The organism is Shewanella donghaensis (assembly GCF_007567505.1).
Lineage (GTDB): Bacteria > Pseudomonadota > Gammaproteobacteria > Enterobacterales > Shewanellaceae > Shewanella > Shewanella donghaensis.
This window is the reverse complement of sequence record NZ_CP041783.1, coordinates 2581609-2599501: the sequence shown is the minus strand read 5'-3', so window position 1 is coordinate 2599501 and position 17893 is coordinate 2581609. Positions and strand designations below refer to the sequence as shown.

Sequence of the window (17893 nt, the reverse complement as noted above, 5' to 3'; positions counted from 1 at the left end):
ACTTAGTTATATTAAATCAGGCATAAGGCTATCGCTGTTATGCCTTTTTTATACCATTAGTATAATAATCAGACTCAGTTTCAATAAGTGTTGCAGCCATATCAATGATGGTATTCGCGAACAACTTTGCTGCCGTCGTCATGTGTTTTCTGCTTGGGTAGACTAGAAATGTATCAATGGGAGTGGACTCAATGTCAGGTAACACACTCACTAATTGTCCTGATGAAATCGCATCGGTGGCAATACTATAGGGCAGCATAGCGATCCCCGCTCCCGCCAAGCAAAAACTGTATAGCGAGTTCAACTCATTGGTGACGATGTTATATTTCACATCAATGATTTGCTCACCCATCTTGAGTTGGGTATCAACCATGCCATTAATTGACCGAGTACCAATAAAGGAGTGCTGTGGAAGATCATCCACATGGTTAATTTCAGCGGCTTTTTCTAAATATAATGGCGAAGCAAACAGCTTTAATTTTAATGTACCGAGCTTTTTAGCGATAAAGCCACTGTCATTTAATGTTCCTGTATCAAGCACAAAATCTAATCCAAGACGTGCGAGCTCCTTATAACCGCCATTGATCATAAAGATATCAAGTTGCACCTTAGGGTATTGGGTGACAAATTCGGCAATATACTTATCTAATAATCTATCAGTGAAAGGGATTAAGCCTATGCGTACTCTTCCTTGTACTTCAGATTCTTTATTGCGCATGATATGAGCCGCATTTCTCATCTGCAGCACTAGCGGTTCAATCTCTTCTAAGAACTGCTCACCATTTGGGGTAAGTGACATTGCTCTGGTCGTTCTGACAAACAGCGGTGCACCTAGGTGTTTTTCAAGATCAGCAATCCGGCGGCTGACTAGTGCGCGCCTCGTATCCAGTGACTCTGCAGCTTTTGAAAAACTGCCAAGCTTTGCTACGGCAATGAAGAGTTCCAAATCATTGATATGCAATTTATTTAGCCTTTTTTGATGTAACTGAAACAAGTGTAGGTTTTTGGTAAATCTATTGTCAATTAATGGCCTGTATTTCACAGCATTGCTCACACCCTTGAGGCATTAATGGTTAATTAATGAGTTTTTCTCAGTTGTTATTTCGCTTCGCTTTCATTGATAATAACCTTATTAAAAGCCGTTGCATTGAAAATAGCGATATTGACCGAATAAAGAGAGCAAACATGAGCATTGAAAGAATTGAAACTGGCAAAAGAATGAGCCGTATTGTTAAGCACAATGGCACCATCTATTTATGTGGCCAAGTGTGCCTAGATGCCACCAAAGATATCACTGAACAAACTCAAACAATGTTAGATAAAGTCGAAGCATTATTACTGCAAGCTGGCAGTGATAAAAAGCATATGTTGTCAGCCACCATTTATGTCAAAGATATGAGCTATTTTGCTGAAATGAATGCGGTTTGGGATGCATGGGTTATTGAAGGTTATGCACCCGCTCGGGCTTGCGTTGCGGCTAAAATGGCGCGAGAAGCTTTACTGGTTGAAATTTCGGTAGTTGCAGCTGAAATCGCGTAATGGGTAAGTGTTACCTTTGACATTCTTTAAGCCGTCTTAGTGGATGGTTTTCGATATGTTGTTTTTATATCGTCGCTGCCAAGACCGTTAATCGTCCACACGTTAAATAACCGCTAAAGAATCCATTGCAGTTCCTAGTCTCAGTAGCCTTGGAACTGATATACTTCCAGCTTGATTTTTGGGAGGACCAATGGACGTATCATCATTATTAGACGGCCTAAACGCAAAGCAGCGTGAAGCAGTGGGCGCACCGCTTTCAAGCATGTTAGTTTTAGCTGGAGCAGGCAGTGGTAAAACTCGGGTATTAACCCATCGTATTGCTTGGCTTATGCAGGTCGAACAACAAAGTCCATACTCCATCTTGGCGGTAACTTTTACCAATAAAGCGGCTGCAGAAATGCGCGAGCGTGTTGAAAAAGTGGTTGGCAGTAACATGGGTCGTATGTGGATTGGTACTTTCCACGGTTTAGCGCATCGTCTATTACGCACTCACTTTAAGGATGCCAATTTACCTCAAAGCTTCCAAATTATTGATTCAGACGATCAGTTACGTTTATTAAAACGTATTCTTAAAAGTCTCAATTTAGATGATAAGCAATATCCACCGCGTCAGTGCCAAGGCTACATTAATGGCAAAAAAGACCAAGGATTACGCCCTAAGCATATCGATGCGGGTGGCTTTCCTATTGAGCAGAATTTATTAAACATCTATAAAATTTATCAAGAATCTTGCGACCGAGCAGGCCTTGTTGATTTTGCCGAAATTTTATTGCGCGCCCATGAATTGTGGCTCAATAAACCCCATGTATTAGCCCATTATCAAGAACGCTTTAAGCATATCTTGGTGGACGAATTCCAGGATACCAACGCCATTCAATATGCGTGGATTCGAGTGCTAGCGGGCAAAGAAGCTAACGTGATGATTGTTGGCGATGACGATCAATCTATTTATGGTTGGCGCGGCGCCCAAGTTGAGAATTTGCATAAATTCTTAACCGATTTCCCTGGTTCCACCACGGTTAAGCTGGAGCAAAATTATCGCTCAACGGCCAACATACTTAATGCGTCCAATGACTTAATTGCCAATAACCCTGAGCGCTTGGGTAAAAAGCTGTGGACTGAAGACGAAGCGGGCGAGCCTATTGCGGTTTATTGCGCTTTTAATGAAATGGATGAAGCACGCTTTATTGTCGGTAAAATGGCTGAATGGCAAAATAACGGCGGCAAGTTAGAAGATTGCGCCATTTTATATCGCTCCAATGCACAGTCTCGGGTATTAGAAGAAGCCTTACTGCATAAAGGGTTAGCTTACCGAATTTACGGTGGCCTGCGTTTCTTCGAGCGCCAAGAAATTAAAGATGCCATGGGCTATATGCGCCTCATCAATAATCAAAATGATGATGCCGCCTTTGAACGAGTAGTTAACACCCCAACCCGTGGTATTGGTAATCGTACCCTTGATATCATTCGCTCAACCGCACGTCAGCAAGAAATGACCATGTGGCAAGCAAGTGTGCGTTTAATTGAAGAAAAAGTGCTTACCGGCCGCGCTGCAAATTCTGTAAATGGTTTTATGGATTTAGTGATTGGTATGCGTACTGACACCAGCGATATGAGCTTATATGGCATGGCCGATAAGGTCATTGATCGCTCTGGGCTACGTGCTATGTACGAAGCTGAAAAAGGTGAAAAGGCGCAGTCACGAGTTGAAAACTTAAATGAACTCGTTACAGCTGCACGCAGTTTTGAAATGCCAGAAGAGCTAGAAGATATGGGCGAGTTAAATGCGTTCTTATCTCACGCGGCACTAGAAGCGGGCGAAGGCCAAGCTGACAAGTTTACCGATGCGGTGCAATTGATGACCTTGCACTCAGCCAAAGGGTTAGAATTTCCTGTGGTATTTATGGCAGGTGTCGAGGAAGGTATTTTTCCAAGCAAAATGGCATTAGATGAAGGCGATCGTTTAGATGAAGAACGCCGCCTTTGTTATGTAGGTATGACGCGAGCGATGCAAAAGCTGTATATCAGTTATGCTGAATCTCGTCGAATTTATGGCCGTGAAGATTATGCGAGCCCATCGCGCTTTATTGGTGAAATCCCCAGCCAGTATGTTGAAGAAATTCGCATGAAAGCGTCAGTATCTGCACCTAAAATGAGCAGCCGCTTTAATGTGCCAAGACAATCTATTGCTAATGACAGTGGCTTTAAAGTGGGTCAGAAAGTAAAACACTTTAAATTTGGTCAAGGCATAGTGACTGACTTTGAGGGCGCAGCAGATAAAGCCCGCGTTCAAGTGAATTTTACCGACTTTGGTAGCAAATGGTTATTGGTGTTATTAGCAAAACTTGAAGTGTGCTAGGTTAATTATTTAAAACAGCAGACATAATCCTAAGTGCAAAACATAAAAGTCATCCAGTGGGTTCATAAACATGACTACTAAGAAATAATGAAGCCAGCACTGTTAATTTAGAAATAGCAACGCTTCAAATGCAGGAGATAAGTAAGCCATGTCAGCAGTTTCATGGACGTTCAAACAAAAATTATCGGTTTATCAGCGCTTAACCCGATTAGACAGACCCATTGGTACCTTGTTATTGATGTGGCCTTGTTTAATGGCGTTAATGCTCGCGGCTGGTGGCATGCCAGATTTTAAAGTGCTAATCATCTTTATCTTTGGCGTGGTGATCATGCGTGCTTGCGGTTGTGTGATTAATGACTTTGCTGATAGAAAACTTGATGCACATGTTGAGCGAACCAAGATGCGGCCATTGGCCTCAGGCGAAGTTAGCAGTAAAGAAGCGCTGATTTTGTTTACGGTAATGGCGTTAATCGCTTTTAGCTTAGTGTTATTTTTAAATCCATTAGTGGTTAAGTTGTCAGTTGTTGGGATTATCTTAACCATCATGTATCCGTTTATGAAGCGGATAACCAATATGCCACAGATGTTTTTAGGCGTCGTTTGGAGCTGGTCGATTCCCATGGCGTACGCTGCTCAACTGGGCTACGTGCCTGTTGAAGCTTGGTGGTTATTTGCGGCTAATTGGTGCTGGACTGTGGCATACGACACCATGTATGCCATGGTTGATCGAGATGATGATTTAAAAATCGGTATAAAATCCACTGCGATTTTATTTGGTAATTACGACCGACAGTGTATTGCTGCTTTTCAATTAGCGGCTTTGGGATGTTTTGTCATGGCGGGTTGGTCTGCTGAGCGAGGCTTGTTTTATGGCATCGGTATAAGCACATTTGTTGCTTTTAGCAGTTACCAGCAATGGCTAATTTATGGTCGAGAACGTGCACCATGTTTTAAAGCATTCCTTAATAATAACTGGGCCGGTTTTGCTTTATTTGTTGCATTAAGCGCCGATTATATATTTTCTTCAATAAGTGCGTAGAATAGGGCGGAAAATTACATCAACAAGGATCGCTGATGACCATTTTCCGCTGTATCGTACTCATTTTTAGTCTCTTTCTAAGCGTTGCTTCTCCAGCGTTTGCGAGTTTTATTGTCCCGAATACCACTATGGTAGAGATTGAGGACAGCGATCGCACTTATAGCCTGTATATCAAACTTCCCAATAGTTATAACCAAGTTGATAAGCTGAAACATTACCCTGTTATTTATATGACAGATGCCATGTACAGTTTTCAAATCGTTTCTGGTGCGACCCGTTTCCCGATGAATAATGCCGTGATGCAGCAAGCTATTTTAGTCGGGGTATCATGGCAGCAAGGTAAAAGCCCTGCAGTGAGCCGAATTCGCGATTACACCCCATCAGTCGATCAAAGTTGGAAGCGCAGCACTGGTGATGCTGAAAGACATATGCAGTTATTTGCTAACAAAATCATCCCTTATATGAATAAGCATTACCGCACCCAAACGGCTAAAAATACCTTTGTCGGTAACTCGTTAGGCGGATTGTTTGGCGCTTATGTTTTACGTACAAAACCAGAATTATTTAAGAATTATGTGCTGGGTAGTCCGTCGCTATGGTTTGATCATAAGCAGCTACTTAAGCAATTTCGAGATCAGCAATACCTATCTCAAGTTGTTAATGCCAATGTGTTTATTGGTATTGGCGAGTTGGAGACCGCAGCACTGACTGACTTTGGCCATGACATGGTATTGGATGCGAAAGATTTTCAGCAATTGCTACAACAAAAAAATCGTTTAAGCAGTGGTGAAGGACAAGGCATTAATACCAAGTTGATGGTGATACCTGAAGCCAATCACAGCATGGCATTTCCAACCACTGCGATACATGGGTTAAGTTGGTTGTTTGACCTGAAAAAAGGTGTTGTTTTTAACTGATATTAAAATAAATTTATCTAATTATAATGGTTTAATTTTATCGTGAAGCGTAATAACTTAAATCGTTAGCATAGTTAAACAAGGATTGTTACATGAGACCCATAGTTAAGTATCGACTGCTGTTTTTAGCTTTTGCGATAGTACTGTTTACTATTGGGGTGCAGTTAACCCCAGAATCCCTATCGACTGCGAATGACGAGTTAAGATTAAGCCTTATTGCTATTGGCTACTTTGGCTTAATTCCGTTTGCGTATTGGTACTGCATTATCAAAAAAGGCAGCCAAAAGTGGTGGAAGCTGATTATTATTTTAAGTACTAGCAGCGTGGTCGCTAGGCTGAGTTTTCCGCCAGGTATCGCCGAGTATTTTGAGTTTGTTGCTTGGTTAAAGTACCCCATTATTGGAGTGCTGTTGATCATTGAGTCTTATCTGGTTTTCACGATCATTCGCGGTTTGTTGAAGGTCAGAAAGGTAAAGGGCGACCCCCGAGTGAGTGCGGTTGAGCTGTACGCAGATGAAGATGAAAAGGCTTTGTCTATCGCTTTCATCGTGGCTGGAGAGCCAACTAACTGGTATTACGCCATTCCATGGTTTTCACGTAATCACCCCACTGCCATTAGCCAGATTAAGCTATTGAGTGCCAAGCCCTGGCATTTGTTATTAATGCTTATTGGCTGTTTAACTAGCTGTGTTGTCAGCTATATGTTGCTGATTAACTGGAGCGAGTTAGTGGCGATTATCGTGTCTTCATTCATCAGCTTAAGTTTGGTGATGCTGGTGGCGAATTACCGTATATCACGCCATTATTCACTTTATCTAATCCGCGATAGATTAGTGGTTAATAATGCTATTTGGGGTTTTATGGCGATCGATCTTACCGAAATTGAAACGGTTGTAGTGAATCAAGCAAACAAAAAGGTTGCCGATGATGAGCTATCAGTAGGACGAGGTGAGCAGACTAATCTCACTATCCGTTTTAAAACCCCACAATGGTATTTTGGTGGATTAGGGCAGTTAGTTGAAAAGCTTACTGTGGTGCATATTAATGTGGCTGAACCTGAAAAGGTGGTCGCGGCACTAACTGATATTGAGCAGTCTGAAGCGGCTTAAAAATTCATATTTACACTAAACGTAACCCATAAAAAAATGCGTCCACTGTGGACGCATTTTTTGGTTAACAACTGATTTAGTGGTTGTTTAGTTTTTTACTAATTTTTCGAGATCAGCTGGGCGGTAATAAACGGATTTTAATACCTTACCTTGGCGAACCACTTTACCGGCCATTTCAACATCTTTAGCGCATTTAGCGATGATGAATTCACCCTTAGTGCTGCCCACGATTTCAACGCCTTGTTTGGCATAGTGAGCAATAGTTTCAGTTAACTCTTGCTCAGTGCGACATACTTTACTCATGTTGCTGGAGTGAACTTCATCCCAACATTCAATGAAGTTAACCTCACGGTTTTTGGCAACAGACAGTAATAAATCAATTAAATAACTAATTTCTAAACGGTCACTTACTTTTGCTGCGCCTAAGTGGACTAAACGCCCCATTAGTACATAAACAGAGTCGACGATTGCATCAGCTTGTTCAACACGGCAATCCGCTTCAGCAAGCTCGGTGAGCTCTTCGATGATTAATGAAGTATGCAAGGTATCCGCTTTGTCATCTAGGCTATCAGCATTTTCGATCGGTAGATCAAAGGTGCTACGGAATTCTTTGATATCACGGTACAAGTGGTCAAAAATGGTTTGGTCTAAAACAGATAACTTCATTATTAAGTAAGCCTAGAAAATAGAAAAACAGGCGATTATGGTAATGAATTGAGGCCGAATCTACAAGAAAAACGGTGACCTAAGGTCACCGATGTTGAGAATAAAAAGAACCGCCCCGGAGAAGCAGGGAATAGGGCGGAGGTTGAAAGTAACCTTTTGTGATGATGAAACTAGTGTTTAGCGTACTTAGCGATAAGTCCGTCTAGATAAGGTTGTATTCCGTCGTCAGTCCAGTCTATGTAACCACGGACAAAACCAACCAAGTTGCCTTTGCCGTCAAGAATGAAACTGGCCGGGATGAGATCTGCTGGCATGATGTAATCAATGTTCTTTTCAGGATCAAGCCATGTGTCATAGTCAGTAATGCCATGTTCTGCAAAGAAAGGCGCTATGGCGCTGGTATCTTCATCGATAGAAATTGGCAGCAGCACAAAGTCTTTATCTTTATTTTTCTGTTGTATTACTTGCATGGCTGGAATTTCTTTCGCACAAGGTGCACACCAAGTAGCCCATAGGTTTACCATGACTAATTTACCGTGGTATTGATGCAAGTTAACCTTGTTATGCTGTTGATCGACAAAGTCGATATCAGCAATTTTTCGCGCGTTTTGCAGTTCTACAAAACGTGACATCACCAGTGGCTTTTCAATGGGGTCGCCAGTTTTATAGACTTTGACATCGACGGGTCCAGCTGATGCATCTAAATGAATACTGCCAGTTAGGAGTAATAGCGTTAAAGGAAGTAATTTATTCATAAGTTTTCTCGTCTATTGATGAAATTTCTTCAGTAGATTGAAGTTGTTGTTGTCGCATTACCCAAGCTAGGCCGCCAATGATAGATAAAATGACTAAAGCAAAAGGGATAACCCATAGAGCAAGTGTGCTGCTATTTAGACTTGGGTCGTAACGGATCCTTTCACCGAAGCGTGCGACCATAAAATTGATGATTTGCTGTTTAGATTGGCCTTCATCTAATTTTTTAAAAATATGGCCTTTTAACTCATTGGCTATTTGTGTTTGTGAATCAAAAAGGCTGCGATTATCTGAAGAAGGGCAACGCAGTTCTTGGGCGATTTCAAAACCCAACTTACGTTTTTCTTCTGAGCTATACATTGTGGTATCCGCCATTGCTGAAGGTATAAACACGCACAGTAATAACGTGATCATCAGGATACGTGAACTCATGAGACTAGCTCCTTTAGCATTGATGATTCGAGTGTTGATAATGGCTTGGCAGTTTGTGTTTGAATCTGGACTTGAGTTTTACGGCTTACTAATACGATAAAAATACCGCCAATCATCATGAATAATGCCCCAATCCAAAGCCAGCTCACCATTGGCTTGTAACTTATCCGAATTAAATATTCAGTCTCATTTAGCTTGGTGCCCATTGAAATGTATAAGTCTTGAAATGGCGTAGAGTAAACGCCTGCAGCAGAAGCTTGCATACCATTGGTTTTAAAGGTTTGACGCTGCGGGTATACATAGCCCACGGTATTTTCGTCTAAATCCATAATGCGGATATTGGCTTGTAAGGCATCAAAACTATTTGTTGATACTGGTTGGGTTTGCTCAAACACAAAAATGTATCCAGCTAACTCTCGGCCTTGTCCTGGTCCCATACTGAGGACTTCTTCTTGTTCAAACTGAGAGACCACAGTACCAGCAAGAATGGATATTGCCACACCAAAGTGAGCTAGACACATGCCATAGAAACGGCGAGATTGATTATGATTATTGCTGTTTTTACTTGTGGAGCTAAGGTGTTGATATATCGCGAGTCCAGTGCTTGCAGTAATCCATGTGGTTGCGAGTAGGCCAAAGAACAACCACGCATTTGCATAAGCGGTGTTGAGGCAAATTAACATGACGATGCCAACACTGACGAGTAGCAGTACCATTGGGGTTTCTAAGCTAGATAGCCTTTCTTGTTGCCATTGAATGAGCGGGGCTAAGCCCATCAAGAAGCTCAGCATAAAAATAATCGGCACAAAAATACTGTTGAAATAGGGGGCTCCGACTGAAATCGTACTGCTGGTGATAACTTTGTAAATAATAGGGTAATAGCTACCTAACAGCACAGATAACGCGGCAACAACCAACAATAAGTTACCCAGTAATATGAGGGTGTTTTTTGAAAAAGGACTGAATCTGTCAACTGCAGTGATATAAGAAATTCGGGTGGCAAACAGGGTTAAGGCACCACCTGCTAACACTACCAGTAGGAAAAGAATCGACATGCCGCGAGTTGGGTCAGCAGCAAAAGCATGGACTGACTGCACCACGCCTGAACGCACAATGAAGGTACCGAGTAGGCTAAGTGAAAAAGCAAGAATCGCTAAGAATAGGGTGAATTTCTTACATTGTCCTAAACGCTGAGTCATTGTCACAGAGTGAACTAATGCAGTAGCAACTAGCCATGGAATGAATGAAGCATTTTCTACCGGGTCCCAAAACCACCAACCACCCCAGCCTAGTTCGTTATATGCCCACCAAGAACCAAATGCATTGCCGCCGGTTAAGAATACCCACGTCATGATGGCCCACGGACGCATATATTGCGCTTGTGTTTGAGTGAACTGCTTTCCCAGTAATGCAGACACTGAAGCAGCAAAGCAAACCGTTAACCCCACGTAGCCTAAGAACAATAGCGGCGGGTGAATGATTAAACCGATATTTTGTAAAATCGGGTTTAAATCTCGACCTTCTATTGGGAAGTTAGGTAATAGTCTAACAAAAGGGTTTGAGGTGAAAATGATGAATAAACTGAACCCAAAAATAACGATAGCTAACACCGATACGGTACGCACAAAAAAAGCTTCATTGTCTTCAGTGTTTTTGTTGGCAATTAATGCAGTCCATAGAGCAATCGCACTGACCCAAAAAAGCATCGAGCCTTCATGGCTTCCCCATACTGCAGCAATCTTGTAGAAGATAGCAAGCTGGGTATTTGAATGATTCGCCACATAAGCAACAGAGAAATCATTAAATATAAAACTGAGTGCTAAACAAGTCATAGCAGCAATAAAGGCTAATACCATCATATTACTTAATGGGCGGTAATAGCTGATTAAATAGCGATTGCCTTTATATAGTCCTAATAATGGAACCGTGGCCAGCAATAAAGACAAGCTGGTAGCTATTATTATGAGTAAATGTCCAATTTCTGGAATCATCTTATCTATACCTAATGAAATTATTATGAATTTAGTTTCTAGCAATAATTATTTTTAAATGAAATTTTTATATTGATATTTAATTAAGACTGACTTTTATTATTTAAATAATTTATTAAATTAATCTTCTTTATAAGAAGGTAAGTGATATTAAAAATCGTCACTAATATACTTGAGAAAATATTATCTTTGTTAGTCATTACTTTCTGTGAGGTTGATCTTGTTATTATGGCAATAACTCAAAGCCGTTAATATTTTATATTCGTAAATATTTTTTAAACTTTTTTATATCTAAAAAAATCTTGTTTTTATATAAAAAATAATCTAAAAAAATTCGTAAGTCATTGTATTTAGTGCATTAGGTTTGTTTTATCTTTTGTTATCTCTGAGTCGTTTTACAGTGTGATCTGACGCATGGTTAGTCCGGTTTTTATCCTTAAAATGGCCCTTGCTCAAATTAATTATATTGTTTTCTGAACTGCCAGGTTTGGTGAATAAAAATAGAGTAATGATGATTAGGAGTGGGACAATGAAACAGGGTAAATACAAACTAGCCGCACTCAGTGTGCTGCTTTGTCTTGGCGCTGTAGGTACTGTGAGTGCAGGCGGAAAGGCAACAAGTGAAAAGGCGATGGGTCACACCGCATTAAAAGTTATGGAAACTTCTAATGGTGCTGAAGAATCTATCGGTGTGAAGACACTACAAGATTATATCGTTCAAGAAAAAGAATTATTCGATTATCTTTTTCAGAATCACCCATTATTTAAATACCATGAAGAAGGTAATTTAATTGGTGAGTACCATGTGAGTGATCGTGGTGAAGAATATTTAGATACAGGTAATAGTCCTAAATATAGCAAAATAGCAGGTCGTCCTAGTGCGGTTCAATATCGTTTAGGTGCGAAATCAATTCTTGATTATCCAAACAAGTTTGTTGGTCCTGAAAAATGTGGTGAATGTCATGCTGTCCAATATGAAGCATGGAGCCGCTCTCGTCATGCGAAGACAATTCGTTTCCCTGGCGACCATCCAGAAGTTGATAACGATCTTAAAAAGCCAATGTATGGCACTAAAGATACGTCTATCTTAGCTGACGGTATTACGCCGGATGCCATCTATGCAACTGTTGGTACGCCTCGTACTAAATATGGTTTCATCGATAGTTACCTTGTTCGTGGTACTTACCATATCCGTGGCGGTTTACTCAGCGAAGGTACCGGTAAAATGGTCGCTGGTGGTAACCAATTCTCACGTGGTTGGGCTGAATGGTTAACCCCTGAAATGGCTGCGAAAATTAACGCAGTTATCCCCGATTTTCCTGCAACTAACGATGGTAAAGCGTTTGGTTTAAGTGGTTCTCACCAAATTGGCATGAGCTCATATGGTGCGAAATACGAAAAAGAAATGTTGTTCCAACCTGCGAGTTCTTACTGTGAAGTTTGTCATAGCTTTAAGTTTGATTTCCAATCTAAAGATGAATACATCGCAGCGTTAGGTGATCCGAAGAAACTGCAAGAACACACTATTTCTAAAGGTATTGCCTGTGAAGAGTGTCATGGCGCTGGTGGTCATTTAGATGGTGGTAATGGCGGCGGAATGCCTTCTAACTGTGAGCGTTGTCATCAACGTTTCAACTTTGTACCTGAGTTAGCGGAAACTGATGAAGGTAAAGAGAAGATAGAGTATGCATTCGGTGTGAAAATGAAGTCTGCATGTCCATCATGTGGTACTGAAGGTTCGCAAATGTTCTCTTCTATGCATTATGAAAAAGGCATGCGTTGTGCAACTTGTCATGATCCACATGAAGTAACAAGCAACGATTGGAAGTCTGGTTATACCAAACCAAAAATGAAGAAAGAGTGTACCGATTGTCATGCCGCTCAAGCTGAAATCGTAGAAAACACTAAGACTCATAGCGACCAAAGTTGTACAAGTTGTCATATGCCAAACATGGGTAGCTGTGAAAACTTCACTGCAATGCAGTTCCCTGACCAAGCTGGTTTTGACGCGGTTCGTAAGTCTCATATGTGGAAGATTGAAATCGACCCGACTCAAAAGACACTTAACCCACCAGAAGGTAAGTCTCGTGATTCAAGTACTAAAGGTTGGTCTGTTGCTAAAAATACAAACGGAAACAACTATTTAGACTTAATGTGGTCATGTGCTCGTACTGCAATCTCTGATGATAACGTAGTGAATGGCGAAGGTTGTCATAGTCAGTTCCAATCTGAACTAGACCCAAGCTTACATTATGAAGATCAACAAGAGATCTACGGTGAAGTCATGAAGTGGCAGACACCTATTAAAGAGACTTACGGCAAAGTTGTCGTAGCGCTTGAAGGTATCGACCAACTGCTAGAAGTGACTAAGTTATCAGTTGAAGACAAATCACAAGTATTGCTACTTGCTGATAAAGCTCAAGATGCGGTTAAGTTACTTAAGAAAGATGGTTCTTGGGGTGCACATGGTGCGCGTTATAGCCAAAAACGCATCGATGCTGCATTAACTTACGTTACGCAAGCTCAAGCAATTATTAACAAAAATAGTCTGTAAACCAATAATGGCTTCTCGCTGATGCGGGAGGTCATTTGACGATAACTCGGCATCGATGTGGTGCCGAGATATTTAGAGAGAATGTAATGAAAAAACTACTTAGCATTATCCTGATTTCAGTGTCGTTGTTAGTCGTAATCAACACCCCAGTACTTGCTGGCGGCGGCGGAGATTTAACTCTTGCTCCAGTGTATGACGTTCAGCTTAACCCGATTTCAATGCGTGAAGCTGAGTCGTTAGTAGGCAAAGAGGGTGTTTATTTTTTTGATGTGAACACGATGGAACTTTGGGCTGAAGGATATATCCCTGGCGCCGTGTATTTCAACGTTAAGAATTGGAAAGAGTTACTTCCAAAAAATAAGGACGCCGTAATGGTTTTCTACTGTGCAAACACCTTATGTACTTCAAGCGCAATGGCAGCTCGAGAAACCGTAAAAATCGGTTACACCGGAGTAAGACATATGAGTGATGGCATCTATGGATGGCGCCTATCAGGTAGACCAACAGAGAAACCGTAACCTTTTATTTTAGATAATAACTATTGGTAAATTTCTGATAGTTAACAACTTAACAATGTGAGATTTCATTATGAAAAAATTTAACAAAAGTGCCCTAACCATTGCGACCTGTATCTCATTGGTTTTTTCAGCAAGCAGTATGGCTGGTAACGGTTTAAATAATGATGTGGAAAAACAGTCTTATAGCATGGGCGCTTCAGTGGGGAATTACTTATCAAGTCAAATTTATAGTCAAACTGAATTGGGCGCAAAAATTGACGTTCAAGATGTTATTGATGGTGTGATTGATGCGTTAAAAAATCAGCAAAAAATGACTGATGAAGAAGTCTTAACCTACTTGAATGAGCGCAGTGAGTTGCTGAATTTACTGAATACGCAAAAATTAGAAAAAATGGCCGCAGCAAGCCGTGAAGCCAGTGAAGAATATCTAGCGCAAAACAAAAGTAAATCAGGTGTTACCGTCACTGAGTCTGGCTTGCAGTATGAAGTATTAACACTAGGAGAAGGCGTAAAGCCTGCCGCTGAAGATGTGGTGACAGTGAAGTACAAAGGCTCACTCATTGACGGCACCGTATTTGAAGAAACAACCGATCCAGTTCGCTTTGCTTTGCTAACCGCCATTGACGGTTGGGAAGAAGGTTTACGCCTTATGCCTGCAGGGTCAACTTACCGATTCACTATTCCATCAGAGCTTGCATACGGTGTTGATGGCGCTGGTAATATTCCTGGTGAAACAGCTTTGGTGTTTGAAGTCGAGCTCATTAAATCAGAAAAACCTAGTGATAACGCCAAAGGAATGGGCCTAAGTGGCATGGGTATGGACGGCATGATGAACCATACGATGACTGATCAGTAACAGCTTAACGAAACAACTTTTAGCATTTTAAAGAAGAGACACTTATGAATATTCTGGCCTTGGGTATCGCAATATGTCTGAGTATATTTATCGGACTCTTCTGGCTTCACCACAATGCATATAACCGTAATTTGAGCAGTACTGTGGTGAAAACTAATAACACCGTGACTAAAGATGTTAGCAAGACAGTAAATATTGAATCTGATGAATTCAATGGTCTTGCAAGCGCTAGTTATCCTGTTGGGATGTCAGTCATCGTGTTGATCTTTTCAATATCTATTTATGCCAGTGGAGGACACTTTCAAGGTTGGGACCAGGGTAAAGTTGATAGCAATGTGGATTATCTTGTCGCTGCCGACATCACTAAAGGGCGGATGCAAGTAGAGCAACAACCACAAGATGAAATGGCGCTAATGGCGTTAGCACAGTCGTATGCAGAAGGCGGTTTATATGCTGACTCCGTTGACACACTAACCCAGCTTATTTCACTCGTTGGCAACGACGCTGAGCTTTTAGGGATGAAAGCAACATCAATGTATTACCGTGATGCTCGAACATTTGGATCAGAAACAAAGCAAGTGATTGATACTGCTTTGTCTATCCAAAGTGATGAGCTTCATACCCGGATGCTACTTGCAACAGATGCTTATCTAAAGGGTGAGTTTGCAATAGCTATCGGACATTGGCGGGCTTTACTGACAAACCAATCTCAACCTTTTAATCGACAATCAATTACTAATGCAATTATAAAAGCCGAATTTCAATTGGATGAAATAAATCGTTAATTTCGTCATTTGAATTTACAGCTGAACCAATGAATACCAGTCAGCTAATGCTGATATCGGGAGGATGTTGTGAGTGAAAATATAGAGAGACGGAGGTTTCTAAAAGGCATTGGAGCTGCTTCTTTAATTATGGGCCCTATGGGGTGTACCTCAGTTAAAGAAGACAGTAATAATGCCAATAAACCTCATTATGTCATGGTGTTTGATCAAAACAAATGTACTGGCTGTGGCGAGTGTAAGCAGGCTTGTAATGCTGCAAATAACTTACCTGAAGGCGTGTCTAAATGTTTGATGGAACATCAATCGGGCGGCGTAGAAGGTCAAGCTTGCCCACATTGCGGTAAAGAAGAGTGTAACTGTGAACGTAAGTTCGTTCGAGTTTCATGTCAGCAATGTAAAAATGCACCGTGTGTCACTGTATGCCCAACAGGGGCTGCACATAAAGATCCTGAAACTGGGATTGTGACCATGGACGACAGTAAATGTGCCGGTTGTAAATACTGTATTGGTGCCTGTCCTTATAACGCGCGTTTCATAAATGAAAATACTGATGTCGCTGACAACTGTGATTTTTGTTTAACCAGCAAATTAGCAAAAGGCGAGTTACCTGCATGTGTGCAGCAATGTAAATATGACGCATTAGTTTTTGGTGATAGTAACGATCCAAACTCATATGTGAATAAATTATTGGCTGTCAAAGACTCAGTTCGTATGAAACCTCAGTTTGGTACTGAACCGAGCTTACGTTACATACCAGTCGTTAAATTGGGGGTATAAGATGGACGGTTCAATGGAATTCACCATGGGGCTATCTGAAGGGGTAGCGTGGCCATGGCCTATCGCGGTGTACCTGTTTTTAGCAGGAATTTCAGGTGGTGCGTTAGTGGTTGCGTTAGCTATTCGGTTTTTTAAAGGCCAAACAGCTAACACGCCGTTATACAAAGCTGCCGCACTAATTTCGTTCGTTACGATTAGCTTAGGTATGTTGTGTTTGGTTTTAGACTTAACTAATCCTCTGTTTTTCTGGCGTATTTTGGTGTTCTACAACTTCACGTCTGTGATGTCTCTTGGGGTTATCGCACTCTGTGCTTATATCCCATTAACTGCCGTGTTGTGTTTATATGCCTTTGAAGATGAAATTAAAGCGATTCCAGCGTTAAGCATATTATTACCAGTGATCAAATTGCTGAAACCAATTCGTCGTCCACTAGAGATACTAACCTTGATTCTAGCGGTGTCGGTTTGTGCTTACACAGGTTTCTTAATTTCAGCACTAATTCGTTTTCCATTGATTAATACAGCAGTTTTACCTGCTTTATTTATCGCATCGGGTGTATCTGCAGGCGCTGCAGCATCAAAAATGGTGTCGGTGTTAGTGTTTAAAGAAGATATACACAGTAGTGAACTAAAGCTATTACATGGTGCTGAATGGCCGATTATGATTGCTGAAATTCTATTTATTGTGATGATTGCTATGTCACTTGCCACAGGTAATGAAGGTGCACAATCTGCCTTTGCTGCGTTCACAAGTGGTGTTTGGGCTAATTTGTTTTGGGTTGGAGTTGTCGGTGTTGGTTTCTTAGGGCCAATCTTAGTTAACTTTTTCACAGGAAAAACATTTAGCCATTCTGCAAAAGCGTTTTATTTATCGGGTGTATGTGTCATTAGCGGCATGATGTGCCTGCGTTTGTTTATCCTTTATGCGGGACAAACTTACGCTATTTAACGAGTTTTAGAGCTGCCTTTCGCTTGTTGACTTCCCTTTGTCTTGAAGGGTGGCTCTTTTTAAAATAATCAATTCAGTTAGGTTTGGATTATATGAAAAAAATTGCTTTTATATTGCTATTAATACCGATGTTATTTGCTTGTAGCCCGCAAAATGAAGAACTCGCAATACACGACTCTCAAGCGATTCATGATCATGACCGTTGTCATATGTGCGGCATGATGATCAAGAAATATCCAGGGCCTAAAGGTGAACTATTTTTAAAAAATAGTGATGCAATTCCAAAGTTTTGTTCAACCAGAGATATGTTTAATTTTGTTTTACAGCCAGAAAATCAACGTCAAGTCAGCCAAGTTTTTGTTCATGATATGGCAAAAACATCATGGGAAATGCCGGAAGACGATAGTTTTATTGATGGCACAAAGGCTTGGTATGTATATGGCTCTAGCCGTAAAGGGGTTATGGGACCATCCGTTGGCTCGTTTAGTAGCGTAGACGCCGCGCAACATTTTGCCAAAGAGTTTGGTGGTGCAGTATTGGCTTATGATGAAGTTACTCTCGAAATTTTAGGTGAAAGTGTGTCGCACACTGAAGTTATGTCACACAGTAAAGACATGGGTCATTAATTTTGAACATTATTTTTTGAGTA

The 17893-nt window shown here is 41.0% G+C and carries 17 protein-coding genes; 12 read left to right on the top strand and 5 right to left on the bottom strand.

What is annotated here, in order from left to right:
- Nucleotides 1-37: 37 nt before the first annotated feature.
- Nucleotides 38-961, bottom strand: a complete 924-nt coding sequence (locus FPK91_RS11170; protein WP_158638081.1) for a LysR family transcriptional regulator — start codon at nt 959-961, stop codon at nt 38-40.
- Between the two features lie 224 nt (nt 962-1185).
- On the opposite strand from FPK91_RS11170, the gene FPK91_RS11165 reads away from it, so the two are divergent.
- From FPK91_RS11165 to FPK91_RS11145, 5 genes are all read left to right on the top strand, one after another.
- Nucleotides 1186-1539 carry a RidA family protein gene (locus FPK91_RS11165; RefSeq protein ID WP_144211329.1) on the top strand — a complete coding sequence of 118 codons (354 nt, stop codon included), beginning with the start codon at nt 1186-1188 and terminating at the stop codon, nt 1537-1539.
- Nucleotides 1540-1729: 190 nt separating this feature from the next.
- Nucleotides 1730-3898: a DNA helicase II gene (gene uvrD, locus FPK91_RS11160; RefSeq protein ID WP_144211328.1), complete on the top strand. Its 2169-nt coding sequence runs from the start codon at nt 1730-1732 to the stop codon at nt 3896-3898.
- 148 nt (nt 3899-4046) lie between these two features.
- Complete coding sequence (gene ubiA / locus FPK91_RS11155) at nt 4047-4937, top strand: 4-hydroxybenzoate octaprenyltransferase (RefSeq protein ID WP_144211327.1); 891 nt, start codon at nt 4047-4049, stop codon at nt 4935-4937.
- Between the two features lie 35 nt (nt 4938-4972).
- The gene (locus tag FPK91_RS11150; protein WP_144211326.1) at nt 4973-5854 is read left to right on the top strand and encodes an alpha/beta hydrolase; all 882 of its coding nucleotides are present in this window, start codon (nt 4973-4975) and stop codon (nt 5852-5854) included.
- A 92-nt stretch (nt 5855-5946) separates the two neighbouring features.
- Complete coding sequence (locus FPK91_RS11145; protein WP_144211325.1) at nt 5947-6963, top strand: hypothetical protein; 1017 nt, start codon at nt 5947-5949, stop codon at nt 6961-6963.
- A gap of 87 nt (nt 6964-7050) precedes the next feature.
- Here the strand turns inward: FPK91_RS11145 and FPK91_RS11140 are convergent, their stop codons facing one another.
- The 4 genes from FPK91_RS11140 to FPK91_RS11125 all read right to left on the bottom strand — a co-directional run bounded on the left by FPK91_RS11140 (nt 7051) and on the right by FPK91_RS11125 (nt 10805).
- On the bottom strand, nt 7051-7629 hold the full coding sequence (locus tag FPK91_RS11140) for a nucleoside triphosphate pyrophosphohydrolase family protein (RefSeq protein WP_144211324.1): 579 nt from the start codon (nt 7627-7629) through the stop codon (nt 7051-7053).
- 170 nt (nt 7630-7799) lie between these two features.
- Nucleotides 7800-8384 (bottom strand): TlpA family protein disulfide reductase, encoded by a 585-nt coding sequence (locus FPK91_RS11135; RefSeq protein WP_144211323.1) that lies wholly within the window; start codon nt 8382-8384, stop codon nt 7800-7802.
- On the bottom strand, nt 8377-8814 hold the full coding sequence (locus FPK91_RS11130) for a cytochrome c-type biogenesis protein (protein ID WP_144211322.1): 438 nt from the start codon (nt 8812-8814) through the stop codon (nt 8377-8379). Before FPK91_RS11130 ends, FPK91_RS11135 begins: the two co-directional genes overlap by 8 nt.
- A complete protein-coding gene (locus tag FPK91_RS11125) occupies nt 8811-10805 on the bottom strand; it encodes a heme lyase CcmF/NrfE family subunit (protein WP_227006547.1) in 1995 nt (664 codons plus the stop codon). The genes FPK91_RS11130 and FPK91_RS11125 overlap by 4 nt, the downstream gene beginning before the upstream one ends.
- Nucleotides 10806-11334: 529 nt before the next feature.
- Here FPK91_RS11125 and FPK91_RS11120 point away from each other — a divergent pair.
- The 7 genes from FPK91_RS11120 (at nt 11335) to FPK91_RS11090 (ending at nt 17870) form a co-directional block, all read left to right on the top strand.
- Nucleotides 11335-13359, top strand: coding sequence for a multiheme c-type cytochrome (locus FPK91_RS11120; protein WP_144211321.1), 2025 nt, complete (start codon nt 11335-11337; stop codon nt 13357-13359).
- 86 nt (nt 13360-13445) lie between these two features.
- Nucleotides 13446-13877, top strand: coding sequence for a rhodanese-like domain-containing protein (locus FPK91_RS11115; protein ID WP_144211320.1), 432 nt, complete (start codon nt 13446-13448; stop codon nt 13875-13877).
- A gap of 70 nt (nt 13878-13947) precedes the next feature.
- Nucleotides 13948-14733, top strand: a complete 786-nt coding sequence (locus FPK91_RS11110; RefSeq protein ID WP_144211319.1) for an FKBP-type peptidyl-prolyl cis-trans isomerase — start codon at nt 13948-13950, stop codon at nt 14731-14733.
- Nucleotides 14734-14777: 44 nt separating this feature from the next.
- Nucleotides 14778-15518 (top strand): tetratricopeptide repeat protein, encoded by a 741-nt coding sequence (locus tag FPK91_RS11105; protein WP_144211318.1) that lies wholly within the window; start codon nt 14778-14780, stop codon nt 15516-15518.
- 69 nt (nt 15519-15587) lie between these two features.
- Nucleotides 15588-16295 (top strand): 4Fe-4S dicluster domain-containing protein, encoded by a 708-nt coding sequence (locus FPK91_RS11100; protein ID WP_144211317.1) that lies wholly within the window; start codon nt 15588-15590, stop codon nt 16293-16295.
- Nucleotide 16296: 1 nt separating this feature from the next.
- The gene (gene nrfD / locus FPK91_RS11095) at nt 16297-17244 is read left to right on the top strand and encodes an NrfD/PsrC family molybdoenzyme membrane anchor subunit (protein ID WP_144211316.1); all 948 of its coding nucleotides are present in this window, start codon (nt 16297-16299) and stop codon (nt 17242-17244) included.
- A gap of 92 nt (nt 17245-17336) precedes the next feature.
- Complete coding sequence (locus FPK91_RS11090; protein ID WP_144211315.1) at nt 17337-17870, top strand: nitrous oxide reductase accessory protein NosL; 534 nt, start codon at nt 17337-17339, stop codon at nt 17868-17870.
- The last annotated feature ends 23 nt before the right edge of the window (nt 17871-17893 follow it).